An 18981-nucleotide genomic window follows, 5' to 3' on the forward strand; every position below is an offset into this window, starting at 1 on the left:
AACCGGCTTTATCGCTCTGCCCGAGACTCACGATGCGCCGTCTGCTGATCTGCCTGCTGCTTGGTTTCCTTCCAATCTTCGTCCACGCCGCTGAAGCGCCGCGACCGAAAGTCGGCCTGGTGCTGTCCGGTGGCGCTGCCCGTGGGTTGGCGCACATTGGCGTGCTCAAAGCGCTGGAAGAGCAAGGCATCAAGATCGACGCGATTGCCGGCACCAGCATGGGCGCGGTGATTGGCGGCTTGTACGCCTCGGGTTACAAGATCGACGAGCTGGAAAAACTTGCCCTGAACATCGACTGGCAACAGGCGCTGTCCGACGCCCCGCCGCGCGGCGACGTGCCGTTCCGGCGCAAGCAGGATGACCGCGACTTCCTGGTTAAACAGAAACTCAGCTTCCGCGACGACGGCAGTCTCGGCTTGCCGTTGGGCGTCATTCAAGGCCAGAACCTCGCGCTGCTGCTCGAGAGCTTGTTGGCGCACACCAGCGACACGCGGGATTTCGACAAGCTGCCAATCCCGTTCCGCGCCGTGACCACCGACATCGCCAATGGCGAAAAAGTGGTGTTTCGCAAAGGCCATCTACCGCAGGTGATCCGCGCCAGCATGTCGATCCCGGCAGTGTTCGCCCCGGTCGAACTCGATGGGCGGCTGCTGGTGGACGGCGGCATGACTGACAACATCCCGCTCGACGTGGCGCGGGAAATGGGCGTCGACGTGGCCATCGTGGTCGACATCGGTACGCCGCTGCGCAACCGCAAGGAACTGGTCACCGTGGTTGACGTGCTGAATCAGTCGATCACTCTGATGACCCGGCGCAACTCCGAAGAACAACTGGCGACCCTGCACTCGAATGACGTGCTGATCCAGCCACCGCTGGCGAGCTTCGGTTCAACCGATTTCGGCCGCGGCCAGGAAATGATCGACGCCGGCTACCGTGCGACTAAAATCCTCGATGCGCGCCTCGCCCGCCTCAGACCCGCGCAGACTCAGGATGCCGAGCTCAACGCTGCCCGCGCCCCCGGTCAGCGCACGCCGATCATCACTGCGATCAAAGTCGAGAACGACTCGAAAGTCGGCGACGACGTGATCCGCTATTACATCCGCCAGCACATCGGCGAACCGCTGGACATGGGCCGCCTGCAATCGGACATGGGCACCTTGTACGGCCTCGATTACTTTGAGCAAGTGCAATACCGCGTGGCGCACAAAGGTGACAATCACACGCTGGTGATCACCGCGCGCGGCAAACGCAGCGGCACCGATTATCTGCGCGTCGGCCTGAACCTGTCGGACGATATGCGTGGTGACAGCGCCTTCAACCTGGGCGCCAGTTACCGGGTCAACGGCATCAACCGTCTTGGTGCCGAGTGGCTGACGCGGGCGCAGATCGGCGACAAACAAGAGTTGTACAGCGAGTTTTATCAGCCGCTGGATGTTGGCTCGCGTTACTTCGTCGCGCCCTACGCCGCGTTCGAAGCGCAGAACGTCGAGTCGGTGCTCGACAACGATCCGGTCGCCCAGTACCGCGTCGAGCGCTATGGTTTTGGTTTGAATGTCGGCCGGCAGATCGGCAATAGCGGTGAAGTGCGCTTCGGCGTCGGCGAGGCCTGGGGCAAGGCCGACGTGCGGATTGGCGATCAGGATTTACCGAGCGAGAGCTTCACCGAAGGTTTCTACACGCTGAAATACTCGTTCGATTCGCTGGACAACGTGTACTTCCCGCACGAAGGCGAGGACATCGGCCTGACCCTGACCCAGTTCGAACCAAGCCTGGGTTCGGATACACGCTACCGGCAATGGGAGTTCAAACTCGACAAAGCCATGAGTCATGGGCCGGACACGCTGATCCTTGGCGGGCGCTATGGCCGCACCCTGGATGACGCCAACGTGGTGACTTCAAGCTTTCTGCTGGGTGGCGCGCGGCAGTTGTCCGGGTTCCGCGAGGATGCGATCTCCGGGCAGAACGTCAGCCTGATGCGCGCGGTGTATTACCGTCGCCTGACGCCGCGCTCGTATCTGCCACTGGACTTCCCGCTGTATGCAGGTGCTTCGCTGGAGCGCGGTCGAGCGTGGAACAACGACAATGAATTCGACAGCGGCTACATCAATGCAGCCAGCGTGTTCATCGGGTTTGATACACCGCTGGGGCCGCTGAATTTCAGCTACGGCTTGAACGATGCGGATGAGCAGGCGGTTTATCTGAATCTGGGCCAAACCTTCTGACCCGGATTCAACGAATCCCCGCCAACAACGTCCGCGCCGTTTGTCTGAGCGGCTCGTCGGCCTCCTTGAGCAATTCGTTGAGCAAGGCAATCGCGCTGTCGAGGTCGCCGTCGTCAATGCAGGTTTGCGCTTGTTCAAGTTTTTCGGCGTTGGCGGCTTGCAAAGGTTCTGCCGGTTGCAGCTCGAGGGGTTCGAGTTCAAGTGACTGATCGGGATCGCCAAATGCATCAAGAAATTCGTCGTCGAGCGACTTATCGGTAGCCGAAAGACCGTCATCCAGATCCCAACTGGAATCGATCGACAGATCTTCCAGATTCAATTCGAAGTCGTCCTCGGCAGCCAGGGGCGCGGGCTCGGCAGGAACAACCGGCGCAGCGGACACAAAGGGCAACACCGGTATCAACGCCGCAGCACTGAACAGTTTCGGGTGGCGCGCGCGGATGTCTAGCAACTGCTGCTGATCGACGCCGAGTTCTCGCAGATGCTCTTCCTGCTCGTCATAAGCGGGCGTGTCGCCCTGACGCCCCAGCACTTCGAGCAATTGCAAGCCAAGGTCGATGCGCTGCGGTTCTTTGTGCAAGGCATCGCGCAGCAGACCGACCGCTTCGCCAAGCCGTCCATAGGCCAGATAAATGCCCACTGCCTCAAGAACATCGCCAGCTACCGGTTCGTCGCGTTGCTCGTCGCGGTGACTCGCAGTCATCGCCTGCCCCGGCTGAGCGTCTTCAACTTCAAGCTCATTGCGCAGCGGTAACGGTGGTGGCGCGTCCGAGCCAAAGGTCTGTTGACGTCGACGCCGTACAAACAACCCCGCTCCCAGCAACGCCAACACCACCAACAAGCCACCCAGTAGCGGCCAGTTCAAAGCGTCTTCCTCAGTCTGGTTTGGTGCGGGCACCGGAGCCGGTGTCGGCGCTACAACGACAGGTGCAGGTGGCGGTTTTTGCACCTCAGCCAATCTCACCTGCAATTCACTGACCTGTTTTCTTCCATCGGCGATTTGCACATCCTGTGTCTGCAACTTCAGATTCAGCTCATCAACGGTTTTCTGCAGTTGCTGGTTCTGCAACACACTGGCCGCCAGTTGCTCAGCCAGCGCGTCATTCGCGGGGGCGGCCGGCGGTTGCTGCACAGGGGCCGCCGCGCGCTTGGTCTGCTCTGTCGCAGACAGTGCTTCGGGAGTGGGAAATTCGGAAGATTGTGGTCGGGCATCCGGCTCGTCGCTGGCCGGCACAATGCCCGGAGAACCCGGCGGATCGATCAGCACCGTGTACTCGCGCAGCAGACGGCCGTTGGGCTGATTGAGCTGCACCAGAAAATTCAGGAAAGGTTCGTTGACCGGTTTGCTCGAGGTCACGCGGATCATTGCGCGGTTGCCGCGCAGGATCGGGGTGAACTTGAGGCCATTGAGGAAAAACACCCGCTCGATCCCGGCCTGACCGAATTCGTCGGCCGTCGCCAGACTGACCGACAGCTCGCTCTCGCTCAGCCCTCCGGCATCCAGCAGCGCGATGTCAGCCTTGAGCGGTTGATTGAGCGCCGAGTGCACGGTGATGTCACCGAGCCCCAGCGCCCATGACGCGGTGGACCAGACAAGTACACCGGCCAGCAACAGCGAGTTGGCGCAACGCAGTACAACGTGCCGACTTTCGAGCATGAGCATCCCTTTTATAAGCAAAACCGACTTCTATGCGTTCGCACATCCGGTACGAACACGATATTGCCCAGTAGTTCTTATAGTCGGCCCAGCGCGATCTCTCAAAAAACCGGCGTGCGGTTATGCCTCAAGATTTTTCCAGATTGCCCAGAATGTGCCCGTGAACACGCATGCAGACCTTTAAATCCGCCTCGTCCACGCCATCGAACAATTCGTGGCGCAGTTGCGTGGCAATGGTTTCGATCTGTTCGATCAGGGGTAGAGCCGGGGCGCACAAGACGATTTTTTTCGCCCGACGGTCTTCCACAACGGACTGGCGCTGCACCAGGCCCTGGCCTTCCAGACTGTCGAGCAATCGCGCGAGGGTCGGCCCTTCGACACCGACGCTCTGCGCCAGTTCACGTTGAGTCGGGGCTTCTGCGAAGCGTGCCAGATGCAGCAGCACCAGCCAGCGCGCCTGGGACAAGCCCAGCCCGGCCAGACGGCGGTCCAGTTCGGCACGCCAGCCGCGTGACATCTGGGCCAGTTGCATGCCAAAACGGTGTTGATCGGTTAACGGCATAAAACTCTCGTGATTAGACTGACAAATAGAGAAAAACTAATTATTAGTCAGCTAAGCATGACATTTGGCTATAGGCAAGAGCCGTTCCGTACTGAATCGTTACATCGGTATAACGTTGGCAGAAACGCCGTCTCGCATCGTTTACATCTCGCTCACATTTCAAATTCGGATTGCAACGCAGCCCGCACGCAGTACAGGACGCCTTCCGGAACACGCCCGGCGAACAGCGCTGCGATCTCGGCAACCGGCGGCAACTCTCCTTCGCCATCAAGAAACGCGTCCTGAACCTCGCCCATCAAATCTTCCGGCAGATCCAGTGCCTGTTCCAGCGACAACTGTTGCTTGCCAATCGCCTCGGCGAGCATGGTGTAGACGTTCTTCTCCGAGCACTGCAACTGCCCGGCGATCTGCACTGGAGTCATGCCGGCACGGGCCAGGGTGATCAGCTCGTGGCGCACATCGGCCACAACCTTCGGCGCCTCGGCCTGACCGCCAAGCACTTCGAGGAAAGCGTCGCCGTAACGCTCGAGCTTGCGCGCGCCGACGCCGCTGACCCGGCCCATTTCCGCCAGCGAGGTCGGCTGGCTGCGGAGCATCTCCAGCAGCGTCGAATCGGGGAAGATGACGTACGGCGGCACGCCGTGTTCTTCCGCCAGTTTGCGTCGCAGTGCGCGCAGGGCTTCCCACTGCTCGCGCTCTTCGCCGCGCACCAGTTGACTGGCCGGGCTCTTGCTGGCGCTTTTGGCGGTGGTCTGCGCCTTGAGGTCGCGACGCAGCTCCAGTGTCACTTCACCCTTGAGCAGCGGCCGGCACGTGTCGCTCAGACGCAATCCGCCGTAGCCTTCATGATCGACATCGGCCAGACCACGTGCGACCAATTGGCGGAACAGCGAGCGCCATTCGCTCTCGCCCAGCGCCTTGCCGACACCGTACACCGACAGATGCTGATGGCCGAAGCTGCGGACTTTTTCGTTGTCCTTGCCCAGCAGCACATCCACCAGGTGACCGACGCCATAACGCTGACCGGTGCGGAAAATCGCCGACAGCGCCTGACGCGCCGGCTCGGTGGCGTCCCAGGTCTGCACGCCGTCGGTGCAGTTGTCGCAGTGGCCGCACGGCTCGGGCATGTCTTCGTCGAAGTAGGCCAGCAGCGTCTGACGACGGCAGCGGGTTTCTTCGCATAGCGAGAGCATGGCGTCGAGCTTGTGCTGCTCCAGACGCTTGTGGCGTTCGTCGCCTTCGGAGTTTTGCAGCAGTTGCTTGAGCATCACCACGTCTTGCAGGCCGTAAGCCATCCACGCGTCCGCCGGCAGACCGTCACGGCCGCCGCGTCCTGTTTCCTGGTAATAGGCTTCAAGAGATTTCGGCAGATCGAGGTGCGCGACGAAGCGCACGTTGGGCTTGTCGATACCCATTCCGAACGCCACGGTGGCGACCATGATCAGGCCTTCCTCGTTGAGGAAGCGCTTCTGATTGAACGCGCGCAGCTCGTTGGGCAGACCGGCGTGATACGGCAGCGCCGGGAAACCCTGCTCGCTGAGGAACGTCGCGACTTCTTCGACCTTCTTGCGCGACAGGCAATAAACGATGCCGGCATCGCTGCGCCGCTCGGCGAGGAATGCGAGCAACTGCTTGCGCGGCTGCTCCTTGGGCACGATGCGGTAAAAAATGTTTGGCCGGTCAAAGCTCGACAGAAAACGCTCGGCGTTCTGCAAGTGCAGGCGCTCGACGATTTCTTCGCGGGTACGTTTGTCCGCCGTGGCAGTCAGCGCGATGCGCGGCACATTCGGGAACAGTTCAGCGAGTTGGCCGAGTTGCAGGTACTCGCGCCGGAAGTCATGGCCCCACTGCGACACGCAATGCGCTTCGTCGATGGCGAACAGGGCGATTTCCAGGCTCTGCAAAAACGCCAGCATGCGCGGCTGCACCAGACGCTCGGGCGCCAGATAGAGCATTTTCACTTCGCCGCGCTTGATGCGGTTGGCAAGATCGCGCTGCTGTTCGGCGCTCAGCGTGGAGTTCAAAGCAGCAGCGGCCACGCCCAACTCTTCAAGAGTGGCGACCTGATCGTCCATCAACGCGATCAGCGGCGAAACCACCACCGCCAAGCCTTCGCGCAGCAGCGCCGGGACCTGGAAACACAACGATTTGCCACCGCCGGTCGGCATCAGCACGAGGGCGTCACCGCCACTGGCCACGCGCTCAATGATTGCACCCTGACGGCCACGGAAACTGTCGTAGCCGAAGATGTCCTTGAGGACGCGTTGAGCCTGTTCGAGCATAAAAACTCCAAAAATCTACCGAAACATCCCTGCACAGGCTGGTTCAAGGCAGCCAACGCTGCTTAAACAAAACGTAAGGGCGCATTGCACGGCGCCGTTCGTCTCAGCCGCGATGCCGGCAGGGATCGCAAAGCGCGGCAGTATACCCGAGCCCTCCCCCGCAGAGGGCGCCGCCGAGAAGAAGCTTGTGCGGGCAAATCTGCCGCGCGGCTGGCTTGAGCGCTCAAGAAGGCCTAGAATTCGCGCATTGTTTATTATTCCCAAGGTAACCCCTCAATGTCCTTCGCTGAGCAACTGACCCGCCTGCAAGTCTTCCTCGACGCCGACGAACTGCATGACGAGGCGCTGGACTACGTGGCCGCCCACGGTTACCTGACCGCGCTGTCGATCTGTTCCGAAGACGTGCCGGAGCGCGAGTGGATCGACGCGCTGTTCTCGGAAGAGCCGCGTTACAGCAGCGAAGCCGAGCGCGCCGAGATCGAAGCCACGCTGATCGGCCTCAAGGCACACATCGCCCGCCAACTGGCGTCCGATGAAGAATTCGAACTGCCATGCGAGCTGGATCTGGGCGACGACCCGGACGATTCCGAACTGCGCGGCTGGTGCATCGGCTTCATGGAAGGCGTGTTCCTGCGTGAAGCGGCATGGTTCGAAACCGCCGAAGAAGAAGTCAGCGAAATGCTTCTGCCGATCATGGTCGGTTCGGGCCTGTTCGACGAACAGCCAGAGTTCGAAGACATCGCCAAAGACGCCAACCTGATGGACGACATGATCGTGCAGATCCCGGAAGCCCTGACCGCGCTGTACCTGCTGTGCAACGCGCCAGACGAAAAACCGGCGATTCTCAAGCCACGTCACCACTAAGATCCAGCCTATGGACAACCCCATAGGCAACCGGCCCCTGATGTTGCGCTACCTGCTGCTGGCCATCGGCTGGCTCAGCGTGGCATTGGGGGTGATCGGGATTTTCCTGCCTGTCCTCCCCACAACTCCCTTCCTGTTACTCGCGGCGGCCTGCTTCGCCCGCAGTTCCCCCCGTTTCTATCAATGGCTGGTCGAGCACCCACGGCTCGGGCCATGGATCCGCGATTACCTCGACGGCAACGGCATTCCACTCAAGGGCAAGGTCTACGCGATCGGGCTGATGTGGGTGAGCATTCTGTTCTCGTGTTACCTGGTGCCGCTGCTGTGGGCGCGCGGGTTCATGTTGACCAGTGCGGTGTTGGTGACGGTTTATATTTTGCGGCAGAAGACTTTGCGTAAGTCCTGACGACGATGTAAGCGCTGCTGCGCTATATCGATCTGACAAAGTTGTGCTGTGGGGGGTTGCGCAGTTGATCATGCTCGGGGAACTGTCGGTGAATCGGGTCTTGGATAATCTGGAGTTGACAGAGAAAGCGAGTCCTCAGCAACACGCGGTCCCTGTGGTGAGGGGATTTATCCCCGTTCGGCTGCGCAGCAGTCGTAAATGCTGAATGCGCGGTATTCCTGTGTACCGAGGTCTCAGGTTTTGGGGCTGCTGCGCAACCCAACGGGGACAAGTCCCCTCGCCACAGGGATAATTGCCAGCAGTTAAATCGCACAAAAAAAACCCGCCGTCCCGTTTCATCGGGGCGGCGGGTTTTGTTGTTTCAGCGCTCGGGTCAGACGGTGTCCACCTTCAACGAATGATCATTCAGCATCCCGGTGATGATCGTCGCCGTGTCGTGCCCGCTGGCGATCATCCCGCCCGCCCCCGGTGTCACGCCGTAGTGGCTGGCGAGGTTGACGCCGGCCAGGTCGATGGTCTGGTTCGGCGTGGCGCCGGCCATGGCGCTGACGTCGATGCTGGTCATCACCGATGCACCGCTGCCGCTGACGGTGAAGTGCAGATAGTCATCGAGTGACGCCGTGGTGGCGTTTTCACCTTGCAGCAGTTGCGACAGGTCGAGCTTATCGGTGCCGGGGGTGAAGTCGGTGACGACGTCGTGGCCGCTGTTGCCCTTGAGCCACTGGAAGGTGTCGGCCCCTGCCCCGCCGGTCAGGGTGTTGTTGCCCAGGCCGCCGATCAGCCAGTCATCGCCGCCACCACCGTTGAGGGTGTCGTTGCCGAGGCCGCCATTGATCACGTTGCTGTTGTTGTCGCCGGTCAGGCTGTCGTTGAAGTTGGAGCCGACGAGGTTTTCGATGCCGGTCAGGGTATCGGTGCCGGCGCCCAAGGTATTTTGCGCGCCGAGGGTGCCGAGGTTGACCGTAACGCCTGCGGTGGCATGGGCGTAGCTGGCGGTGTCGATGCCGGTGCCGCCGTCGAGCAGGTCATTGCCCGGCCCGCTGTAGAGCAAGTCATTGCCGGCGCCGCCGTGCAGTTCGTTGTTGCCCGAGCCTGCAGTCAGCACATCGTTGCCGTCGCCGGCGTTGATGATGTTGTTGCCGGTGCCCGCCACCAGCACGTCGTCGCCGGCAGTCCCCGTGAGGGTGTGGCCGTCCTGGTAGCTGATGGTCACGTTCGCCGTGTCGCTGCCGCCGTGGTTGTCGTTGGCGGTGTACGTGCCGTGGTAGTCCGGGGTGATGTCGTGCGCCCCGGCGTAGTTGAGGGTCATGGTCAGCTGGTAGCTTTCCGCCGCGGTGCTGCCTCCCGAGGTGTTGGTGATATTGGTTATGTGAATCTGATAGGTGCCGTCAGACGAGGCGGTCAGGGTCTGACCGTCAGCCAGGGCGATCCAGCTGCCGCCATTGAGCGAGTACTCCATGCTCACATGACCGGCCGCCAGGTTGTGATCCAGGTTGAGGGTTTCACCCTGGCGCAGGTTGACGGTGATGCGATCCTCATCGTTGGCATTGACGTTGCTCACAGCACCGAGGTAGCCGCTGACCACCAGTACGGCCGTCATGGTCGCCGCGTTGGCGCTGAACGAATTGCGCACGTTGGCCAGGTTCTGGTTGGCTGCGGTGTTGCCGATCCCGGTGAAGCTGATCGCACCGGTGCCGGTGAAGTCCGCTGCCTTGGAGATCCAGCCTGTATTAAACGAAGTTGGCGTGGCGTTGAGCGGGTCGCCATTGGAGTCGGTATCGTTGGCCAGCAGCAGTTCGCCCGGCACCACGATGTTGCCCGACAGCACGTTGGTGATGACGTGGTCGTCCATCGCCACTGGAGGCGCGTTGGGGATCACTTTCACGGTCAGCGTGGAGCTGGCGAGGTCGCCGTCATTGTCGCTGACGGTGAAGCCGATGTTTTCGGTAATCACCACGGCGGTGGTTTTTTGCGAGGTGTAGGTGTAGTCGCCGGTGTCGAGGTTGATCACCAGAGTGCCGCCATTGTTGGTGGCGATGCTCAGGCTGTTGGTCGCCGTGTTGAAGGTGCCGTGATTGACGCCGCCACTCGGGGTCAGCGAACCCTGGCCGCTGAGGGCTTTTGGATCGTAGGTGTAGGTGGTGCCATCGATGACGATGGATTTGATGAAACCGCCATCCGCGCCGAAGGTGCCGCCCTCGCCCAGCAACGAACCGGTGACCGGAGCGCCCTGTACGGTGCCCGACAGTACCGAGTTGAGTTGATTGAGGTCAGTCACCACCACCGCATTGGTGTTGGTGTGACTGATGCCGTCGTAGGCCAGTGGATCGAGGTTGGCGTTGCTCACGCCGCTGCCGAGGCCGATCGCGTAGTTCTTGATGTTGTTGGCATCGAGGAAGTTTTTCAGCGCAGCTTCGTCAGCGGCGTTGATGTCGCCCTCGTTGGGTTTGCCGTCGGAGAAGAAGTAACCGACGTTCTGCGCCCCGGTGAGTTTGCCCGAGGTGTTGAACGCGGTTTGCATCACCGCCACGGCCGCGTCGTAGTTGGTCCCGCCACCGGCAGTCAGGCCGGCGAGGATGGTCTTGGCGGTGGCGACATCGACCCACACGGCGGTGCGGTCGGTGGCGTTGCTGCTGAAGGTCACCAACTGCACTTTCACATCGCCGAGATCGTCGTACTTGTCGAGCAAGGCACTGATTGCCTGCTTGGCCAGCGCCAGCCGCGACAGGCCCGGTACGCCGGAGGCATCGGCCATGCTGCCGGAGATGTCGAGGACGATCAGCAGGTTGGAATCGATCTCCACCGCCGCCACTGAACGATCCGAGGCGACGGCTTTCGGCACGTCATCGACGATATTGACGACGATGGTGCTGGTGGTGCTGTTGCCCAGTGCATCGGTGGCTTTGTAGGTGAACGACTCACTGAGAGTATTCGGTCCGTCGTTGGCGTTCGGCGAAGTTTTCGGCGCCGAGGTCAGGGTGTAGGTGTACGTGCCGTTGGGGTTGAGCAGGATCTGCCCGTAACTGCCCGTGGCACTGCCAACCAGCGTGTAAGTCAGTGCGCCGCTGCCGCCGGTGACCGCGCCGACCAGCGTGCCCGTGGCGGTTTCGCCAGTGTTGCCTGGCTCGCTGCCGGTGACCGTGCCGGGCGCCAGATCCTGGCCGTCCTTGGTCAGGTCGAGGGCTTTTTCATAGACGGTTACGTCCTGATCGACCGAGGCCAGTAGTTTGCTGTCGGCGACGTTGATGGTGATGGTCGTGGTGCTTTCATCACCGTCACTGTCGCGGATGCTGTAGGTGAACGTGTCGGTGGCGCCCGGTGGGCTGACCGAGTTCGGGTTGCTGTGGTAGACGGCGTTGCCCGCCGCATCGAGGGTCAGGTAACCGTAGGCGCCATTGATGTTGCTGTTCAGTCCGCCCACGGCCGAGGTCGCGGTATTGCTGCCGGCACGCACGCCAATAATCGTCGCCGCGCCATCGGCACCGCTGACGTCATTGCCCAGCACGCTGATGTTGACCGTGCCGCCCTCCGCCACCGAGCCGCTGTCCGCTTGAGCGGTCGGCAGGTCGTCGACGATGTTGACGTTGATCTGGCCGTTGGCGGTGCTGCCATCGGTGTCAGTCGCTACGACGTTGAAGTTCTCGGTGATGCTGTTGGCGCCGTTGGCGTTCGGGTGGGTTTCGTTATCCACCAGGGTGTAGCTGTAGCTGACCACGCCGGTGGTTGCGTTGAACCCGGTGATGGTCAGCGTGCTGCCCAGCGGCGTCACCACCGATTGCGGGAAGCCTGCGGCCACGCCGTTGGTGACCAGCGCGATGCCGCCCACGGTCAGGGTTTGCAGACCGTCGAGCGCGGTGACGGTGAAGGTGCCGCTCTGGGTCAGCGCCGGAGTGTTGGGGCTGGTGCCGTCGCTGAGATTTTTCTCGTAAACGGTGAGTTCGCCGCCATAGACGTCGAGGCCGTTGAGCACCACTGGATCGTCGTTGTTGTGGATGTTCAGCACTAGGTTCGCAGTGCTGGTGTCGCCGTCGGCATCGGTCAGGGTGTAGGTGAAAGTTTCGGTGCCGTTGCCGCCGCCGTGCAGATTCTTGAAGTCCGCATCGTTGGTGTTCAGCGTGTAGGTGTAAGTGCCATTGGCATTGAGCACCAAGGTGCCGTAAGTGCCGGTGAAGGTGCCGGGGGTGATAGGACCTGTCGCGACGACATCCGCGCCTTGCACGTCGTTGGTCAGCACGTTGCCGTTGAGGGTCAGCAACGATTCGGAAGCCGTGTTGGCATTGCTGTCATTCACAGCTGTCGGCACGTCATCGACGATGCTTACCACGATGGTGCTGGTGACCACGTTGCCCAGCGAATCGGTCGCCTGATAGGTGAAGGTTTCGGTCAGCGTGTTAGCGCCGTCATCGGCTTGCGGCGTGGTACTGGCCGGTGAGGTCAGGCTGTAGGTGTAGGTGCCGTTGGAATTCAGCACGATCTGCCCGTAGTTGCCGGTGGCACTGCCGACCAGCGCGTAGCTGATCGCGCCGACTGCGCCCGTAACCGAGCCGACCAGCGTGCCGGACGCGGTTTCGCCAGTGCTGGTGGGGTCGCTGCCGACCACAGTGCCAGGGGCCAGATCCTGGCCGTCCTTGACCAGATCCAAAGCTTTTTCGTAGACGGTGACGTCGGTATCGCTGGTCGCGTACAGCTTGCTGTTCGCCACGTCGATGGTGATGGTGGTGGTGCTTTCATCGCCGTCGGAATCGCGCACGGTGTAGACGAACACGTCCACTGCACCCGGGCCGCTGACGGTGTTCGGGTTGCTGTGATAGACCGCGTTGCCATTGGCGTCCAGGGTCAGGTAGCCATAGGTGCCATTGATCTGCGAATTGAGACCGGTAGTGGCCGAAGTCGAGGTATCGGAACCGGCGCGCACGCCGATCACCGCGCCAGTCACGGCCGGGCCATCAGCGCCACCGATGTCATTGTTAAGCACGTTGCCGCTGACGGTTGCGCCCTCTTGCACCGAAGCTGCATCGGGTTTGGCGGTGGGCAGGTCATCGACGATGTTGACGTTGATCTGACCGCTGGCAGTACTGCCGTCGGTGTCGGTCGCCACCACGTTGAAGTTTTCCGTGATGCTGTTGGTGCCGTTGGCGGTTGGATGCGCTTCGTTATCGACCAGGGTGTAGCTGTAACTGACCACGCCAGTGGTCGCGTTGAACCCGGTGATGGTCAGCGTGCTGCCCAGCGGCGTGACCACCGATTGCGGGAAGCCTGCTGCCACGCCGTTGGTGACCACTGCTATGCCGCCGACGGTGAGGGTTTGCAGACCGTCGAGCGCGGTGACAGTGAAAGTGCCGCTTTGAGTCAACGCAGGGGCATTGGGACTGGTGCCGTCGCTGAGGTTTTTCTCGTAGACGGTGAGTTCACCGCCGTTGACGTTCAGGCCATCGATGATCACCGGATCGTCGTTGTTGTGGATCTGCAGAACGAGGTTGGCGGTGCTGGTATCGCCATCCGAATCGGTGATGGTGTAGGCGAAAGTTTCAGTGCCGTTGCCGCCGCCAGTCAGGGCTTTGAAATCGGCGTCGCTGGTGTTCAGGGTGTAGGTGTAGGTGCCGTTGGCATTCAGCACCAAGGTGCCGTAGGTGCCGGTGAAAGTGCCGGCGGTGACCGGCCCGGTCGCAACGCGGTCGGCGCCTTGCACATCGTTGGGCAGGACATTGCCTTCGAGCGTGAGCAGGGTTTCGGAGGCGGTGCTCGCGTTGCTGTCGTCCACCGCTTTCGGCAGGTCATCGACGATGTTCACGTCGAGCGTGGCGTTGGCAGTGGTGCCGTTGTCATCGACCACGGTCACGGCGAATTGCTCGTTCAGCGTGTTGGCGCCGTTGGCATTCGGATGCGCTTCGTTATCGACCAGGGTGTAGCTGTAACTGACCACGCCAGTGGTCGCGTTGAAACCGGTGATGGTCAGCGTGCTGCCCAGCGGAGTGACCACCGATTGCGGGAAGCCTGCCGCAACGCCATTGGTGACCACGGCAATGCCGCCGATGGTCAGCGATGTCACGCCGTCGAGTGCGGTGATGGTGAAGGTGCCGTTTTGGGTCAGCGCGTTAGCATCTGGAGCGCTGCCGTCGCTGAGGTTTTTTTCGTAAACGGTGAGTTCGCCGCCGTTGACGTTCAGGCCATCGATGATCACCGGGTCGTCGTTGTTGTGGATCTGCAACACGAGGTTGGCAGTGCTGGTATCGCCGTCGGCATCGGTGATGGTGTAGGCGAAAGTTTCAGTGCCGTTGCCGCCGCCAGTCAGGGCTTTGAAATCGGCGTCGCTGGTGTTCAGCGTGTAGGTGTAGGTGCCGTTGGCATTGAGCACCAAGGTGCCGTAAGTGCCGGTGAAAGTGCCAGCAGTGATCGGCCCGGCGTTGGGGCCGGTGGGCACGCGGTCGGCGCCTTGCACGTCGTTGGGCAGGACGTTGCCTTCAAGCGTGAGCAAGGTTTCGGAGGCGGTGCTCGCGTTGCTGTCATCCACGGCTTTCGGCAGGTCATCGACGATGTTTACGTCGAGCGTGGCGTTGGCAGTGGTGCCGTTGTCATCGACCACGGTCACGGCGAATTGCTCGTTCAGCGTGTTGGCGCCGTTGGCATTGGGGTGTGCTTCGTTATCGACCAAGGTGTAGCTGTAACTGACCACGCCCGTGGCCGCATTGAACCCGGTGATGGTCAGCGTGCTGCCCAGCGGAGTGACCACGGATTGCGGGAAACCTGCGGCCACGCCATTGGTGACCACGGCAATGCCGCCGATGGTCAGCGAGGTCACGCCGTCGAGTGCGGTGATGGTGAAGGTGCCGCTTTGAGTGAGTGCGTTGGCATCCGGGGCGCTGCCGTCGCTGAGGTTTTGCTCGTAGACAGTAAGTTCACCGCCGTTGACGTTCAGGCCATCGATGATCACCGGATCGTCGTTGTTGTGGATCTGCAGAACCAGATTCGCGGTGCTGGTATCGCCGTCGGCATCGGTAATGGTGTAGGCGAAAGTTTCAGTGCCGTTGCCGCCGCCAGTCAGGGCTTTGAAATCGGCGTCGCTGGTGTTCAGGGTGTAGGTGTAGGTGCCGTTGGCGTTGAGTACCAAGGTGCCGTAGGTGCCGGTGAAAGTGCCGGCAGTGATCGGCCCGGCGTTAGGGCCGGTGGGCACGCGGTCGGCGCCTTGCACGTCGTTGGGCAGGACGTTGCCTTCAAGCGTGAGCAAGGTTTCGGAGGCGGTGCTCGCGTTGCTGTCATCCACGGCTTTCGGCAGGTCATCGACGATGTTTACGTCGAGCGTGGCGTTGGCAGTGGTGCCGTTGTCATCGACCACGGTTACGGCGAACTGCTCGCTTAGCGTGTTGGCGCCGTTGGCAGTCGGATGCGCTTCGTTATCGACCAGGGTGTAGCTGTAACTGACCACGCCAGTGGTCGCGTTGAACCCGGTGATGGTCAGCGTGCTGCCCAGCGGAGTGACGACGGATTGCGGGAAACCTGCGGCCACGCCATTGGTAACCACGGCGATGCCGCCGATGGTCAGCGAGGTCACGCCGTCGAGTGCGGTGATGGTGAAGGTGCCGCTTTGGGTCAGTGCGCTAGCATCCGGAGCGCTGCCGTCGCTGAGGTTTTTTTCGTAAACGGTGAGTTCGCCGCCGTTGACGTTCAGGCCATCGATGATCACCGGGTCGTCGTTGTTGTGGATCTGCAACACGAGGTTGGCAGTGCTGGTATCGCCGTCGGCATCGGTGATGGTGTAGGCGAAAGTTTCAGTGCCGTTGCCGCCGCCAGTCAGCGCTTTGAAATCAGCATCGCTGGTGTTCAGGGTGTAGGTGTAGGAACCGTTCGGATTGAGCACCAAGGTGCCGTAAGTCCCAGTGAAAGTCCCGCCAATCACCGGGCCGCTGTTCGGGCCAACCGGGATGCGGTCGGCGCCCTGAATGTCATTCGGCAACACACTGCCGGTCAAGGTCAGCAGGGTTTCCGAGGCGCTGTTGGCATTGGTGTCATCAATGGCTTTGGGCACGTCGTCGGTGATGTTGACATCGAGGGTGCCGGTCGCGGTGTCGCCATTGCTATCGCCAGCGACCACGGTGAATTGTTCGCTGAGGCTGTTCGCGCCATCACCGGCCGCATGGGTTTCATTGCCGTTGAGGGTGTAGCTGTAACTGACCACGCCGGTCGCCGGGTTGTAGCCGGTGATGGTCAGCGTGCTGCCGAGTTGCGTGGTGATCGATTGTGGGAAACCGACCGCTACGCCGCCGACCACCACATTGATGCCGCCGATGCTCAGACTGGTCAATCCGTCCGGTGCATTCACAGTGAAGCTGCCGGTCTGGGTCAGCGCGCCAGGATTGGCGGCGGAGCCGTCGCTCAGATTGGCTTCATTGAGATTCAATTCGCCGCCATCGACAGACAAGCCGCCGAGGGTCACAAGGTTGTTGACTGGAGGTGGTGGCGGAACAATCGGCGCGACCGGATCAGCATCGCCATCGCCGTTATCCAGCGCCGCCTCGCGGCGTTCCAGCGGAAACTCGGGGATCCCGCCAAAACCGGCAGTCGGGAAGCCGATAGTCGGATCGACCCGCCCGCCGACTTCTTCCAGCAACACAAAAGTATGCCCGCCACCTAACTCACCGGTCGTGTTGCCCGGGGTGTTGGGGCCGGCGGCAGTGGCTTCAGCGGTTTTGCTCGGGTCTTCACCGGCAGCGATGGCTTTCTGGATCTGCTCGACGTCGGTCAACTGTGAATCGGTCGGGGTCAACGCATCAGCCGTGTGCACTTGACCAGGCTGATCGGCAAGCAACTGCGCAGTCAATTCCAGGCTGCTGCCTCGGCCCAAAGTCAATTCCTTGCCATTTTGCAGATGAACGGCAACCGCGCCCTCGGCGCCAGTGACCAATTGATCCCCTGCAAACAGGCGGTCGCCCTCGACGAGCGCGCGGCGAGTACCGTCGCCCGCAACCGCAAAAACCTGACCAATGACCTTAGTGACGATCCCGATGAGCGTTGCCATGTGCATCTCCTGGGCGCCGACCACCGTCGGCACTGGTTAACGAAGCAGCCCATGGCTCAATCGGGTTGTCGGGGTGACGCTCGCACCTCGACAGTTCGTTTCGCCGGTGACGCAAAATCAGAAACTCCCGCGCCTTCAAGCACTTGGAATTCCTGATCGATGCCGCTAACCGACTAACGCTACGTAACGGTGGTGAATCACTCGAGTGACAAAAATCTGTCGCTCATCAACCGCTACGCGTCCCTCCCCTTTAGCAGTACTTCGCCGTATGTCGCAAAGTTGATTGGAACTTTCCTCAAGCCTTTTTGTGCTCCCTAAAGCGCATGAAACAAAGGCTTTCGAGTGGAACAATGTGCCGGATTTCGAGAAGCGCATAAGTTTTTTTTGGAATAACCGTTATGAAAATTTTTTCTTAGCTACGCTTCAGGATGTTCTTAGCTCTGTTGTTACAGGCATGAAACGCTTTTCACTATAAAAGACGTCAAATAATTGGCGACAACGAAATACCATCAGGACTCAGGGAGATGCACCCATGCGCGTTTTAACCCCCCTCTGCAGCGCGGTTTTGCTGGCCATGGCTTGCACTTCTCAAGCCCAGGCCATGAACCTCACCGAAGCCATCCAGAGCACTATCGCCACGCACCCCGAATTGGCTTCGCGCGTGGATGCGCGCCTGTCGGCTGATGAACAGGTGAAAGTCGCCAAGGGTGGCTTCTACCCGTCGGTCGATTTGAACGCCGCTTACGGGCGCGGCTACAGCGACAACACCAATACTCGGGCTTTGGGTAATCACAACACTGAAATCCTCACCTACACCCAGTCCGAGTTGCGCATGCGGCAGATGATCTTCGACGGTTTCAATACCGCCAACGAGGTCGAGCGCACCAAAGGCGTGTCCAACTCACGCGCTTACTACGCGCAAGGCACCGCTCAGGATCTGGCCCTGCGCACCATCGAGGTCTACCTCGAAGTGCTCAAGCGCCGCGAACTGGTGACCCTGGCCACCAACAATCTGCAAGCGCACTTGCGCGTGAATGATCAGATCGGGCTGCGCACCGAGCGCGGCATCGGCAGCACCGCCGACTCCGACCAATCGGTAGCGCGTAAGGCGCTGGCGCAGAACAACCTCGACACCGCCGAAGTCGATCTGGCCGATGCCGAAGCGAATTTCTACAGCGTGGTCGGACGCATGCCCGATGAGCTGGAAACCCCGGCCTCGACGCGCGGCGAATTGCCTACCGACCTGCGCGAAGCCCAGCAAAGCATGGTCGAGAACAATCCTTACCTGAAATCCGCGCAGGCCGACGTACAGTCAGCCGAGAGCCAGTACGAAGTTGCCAAGTCGCCGTTCTACCCGCGCTTTGATGCGGAGGCAGCGGTCGGCGCCAACAACAACGTGCAGGGTGACGAAGGCCACGACAACGAATGGCGCGTCGGCGTGGTGATGAACTACAACCTGTTCCGTGGTGGCAGCGACAAGGCGCGTCTGGCCGCCAATGCGCATGACATCAACCAGGCGATGGACATCCGCAACAACGCGCTGCGTCAGCTCAACGAGAACATCCGTCTGGCATGGAACGCCATGACCAACGCCAAGAAACAAACCCCGACCGCCCGCGAATACGCCGACACCACCAAACGCGTACGTGCGGCATATCAGGATCAGTTCGGCTTGGGCCAACGCACCCTGCTCGACTTGCTCGACAGCGAAAACGAGCTGTACAACGCCAACCGCCGCTACGTCGAAGTACGCTACACCGAGGAATACTCGATGTACCGCGTGCTGGCCAACATGGGCCAACTGCTGAGCAAACAACGGGTGGTGCTGCCGGCCGATGCGATTGCGTCCAGCGAGGTGAAGAACGAAGCACGCCTCCCAGAACTGAAGTAGATCTCTGTGTAGGAGCTGCCGCAGGCTGCGATCTTTTGATCTTGAAAAACAAAGTCAAAAGATCGCAGCCTGCGGCAGCTCCTA

The 18981-nt window shown here is 61.0% G+C and carries 8 protein-coding genes; 4 read left to right on the forward strand and 4 right to left on the reverse strand.

Features of this window, described 5'->3' with window-relative positions:
* The first annotated feature begins 32 nt into the window (after positions 1 to 32).
* Complete coding sequence (locus tag ACOI8A_RS23745) at positions 33 to 2222, forward strand: patatin-like phospholipase family protein (RefSeq protein ID WP_420647906.1); 2190 nt, start codon at positions 33 to 35, stop codon at positions 2220 to 2222.
* A 7-nt stretch (positions 2223 to 2229) separates the two neighbouring features.
* Here ACOI8A_RS23745 and ACOI8A_RS23750 read toward each other — a convergent pair whose 3' ends face one another.
* The 3 genes from ACOI8A_RS23750 to recQ all read right to left on the reverse strand — a co-directional run bounded on the left by ACOI8A_RS23750 (position 2230) and on the right by recQ (position 6723).
* Entirely contained in the window at positions 2230 to 3879 is a 1650-nt protein-coding gene (locus ACOI8A_RS23750) for a FimV/HubP family polar landmark protein (RefSeq protein ID WP_420647905.1), read from the reverse strand.
* Positions 3880 to 4006: 127 nt separating this feature from the next.
* Positions 4007 to 4441, reverse strand: a complete 435-nt coding sequence (locus ACOI8A_RS23755; protein WP_420647904.1) for a MarR family transcriptional regulator — start codon at positions 4439 to 4441, stop codon at positions 4007 to 4009.
* Between the two features lie 152 nt (positions 4442 to 4593).
* Complete coding sequence (gene recQ / locus ACOI8A_RS23760; protein WP_420647903.1) at positions 4594 to 6723, reverse strand: DNA helicase RecQ; 2130 nt, start codon at positions 6721 to 6723, stop codon at positions 4594 to 4596.
* Positions 6724 to 6999: 276 nt separating this feature from the next.
* On the opposite strand from recQ, the gene ACOI8A_RS23765 reads away from it, so the two are divergent.
* Entirely contained in the window at positions 7000 to 7587 is a 588-nt protein-coding gene (locus tag ACOI8A_RS23765; protein ID WP_420647902.1) for a UPF0149 family protein, read from the forward strand.
* A gap of 10 nt (positions 7588 to 7597) precedes the next feature.
* Positions 7598 to 7993, forward strand: coding sequence for a YbaN family protein (locus ACOI8A_RS23770; protein ID WP_420647901.1), 396 nt, complete (start codon positions 7598 to 7600; stop codon positions 7991 to 7993).
* Positions 7994 to 8366: 373 nt separating this feature from the next.
* Here ACOI8A_RS23770 and ACOI8A_RS23775 read toward each other — a convergent pair whose 3' ends face one another.
* Positions 8367 to 17006 carry a retention module-containing protein gene (locus tag ACOI8A_RS23775; RefSeq protein WP_420647900.1) on the reverse strand — a complete coding sequence of 2880 codons (8640 nt, stop codon included), beginning with the start codon at positions 17004 to 17006 and terminating at the stop codon, positions 8367 to 8369.
* Positions 17007 to 17538: 532 nt separating this feature from the next.
* Between ACOI8A_RS23775 and ACOI8A_RS23780 the strand changes: the two genes are divergently transcribed.
* A complete protein-coding gene (locus tag ACOI8A_RS23780; protein ID WP_420647899.1) occupies positions 17539 to 18897 on the forward strand; it encodes a TolC family outer membrane protein in 1359 nt (452 codons plus the stop codon).
* Positions 18898 to 18981 lie beyond the last annotated feature (84 nt).

This window comes from Pseudomonas sp. P4795, assembly GCF_048822895.1.
In the GTDB taxonomy this organism is placed as follows: domain Bacteria; phylum Pseudomonadota; class Gammaproteobacteria; order Pseudomonadales; family Pseudomonadaceae; genus Aquipseudomonas.

What these genes read in the sequence shown, in the direction of transcription:
- ACOI8A_RS23745 (WP_420647906.1), top strand. Translation starts at nt 33, where the DNA reads ATGCGCCGTCTGCTGATCTGCCTGCTGCTTGGTTTCCTTCCAATCTTC.
- ACOI8A_RS23750 (WP_420647905.1), bottom strand. Translation starts at nt 3,879, where the DNA reads ATGCTCGAAAGTCGGCACGTTGTACTGCGTTGCGCCAACTCGCTGTTG.
- ACOI8A_RS23755 (WP_420647904.1), bottom strand. Translation starts at nt 4,441, where the DNA reads ATGCCGTTAACCGATCAACACCGTTTTGGCATGCAACTGGCCCAGATG.
- recQ (WP_420647903.1), bottom strand. Translation starts at nt 6,723, where the DNA reads ATGCTCGAACAGGCTCAACGCGTCCTCAAGGACATCTTCGGCTACGAC.
- ACOI8A_RS23765 (WP_420647902.1), top strand. Translation starts at nt 7,000, where the DNA reads ATGTCCTTCGCTGAGCAACTGACCCGCCTGCAAGTCTTCCTCGACGCC.
- ACOI8A_RS23770 (WP_420647901.1), top strand. Translation starts at nt 7,598, where the DNA reads ATGGACAACCCCATAGGCAACCGGCCCCTGATGTTGCGCTACCTGCTG.
- ACOI8A_RS23775 (WP_420647900.1), bottom strand. Translation starts at nt 17,006, where the DNA reads ATGGCAACGCTCATCGGGATCGTCACTAAGGTCATTGGTCAGGTTTTT.
- ACOI8A_RS23780 (WP_420647899.1), top strand. Translation starts at nt 17,539, where the DNA reads ATGCGCGTTTTAACCCCCCTCTGCAGCGCGGTTTTGCTGGCCATGGCT.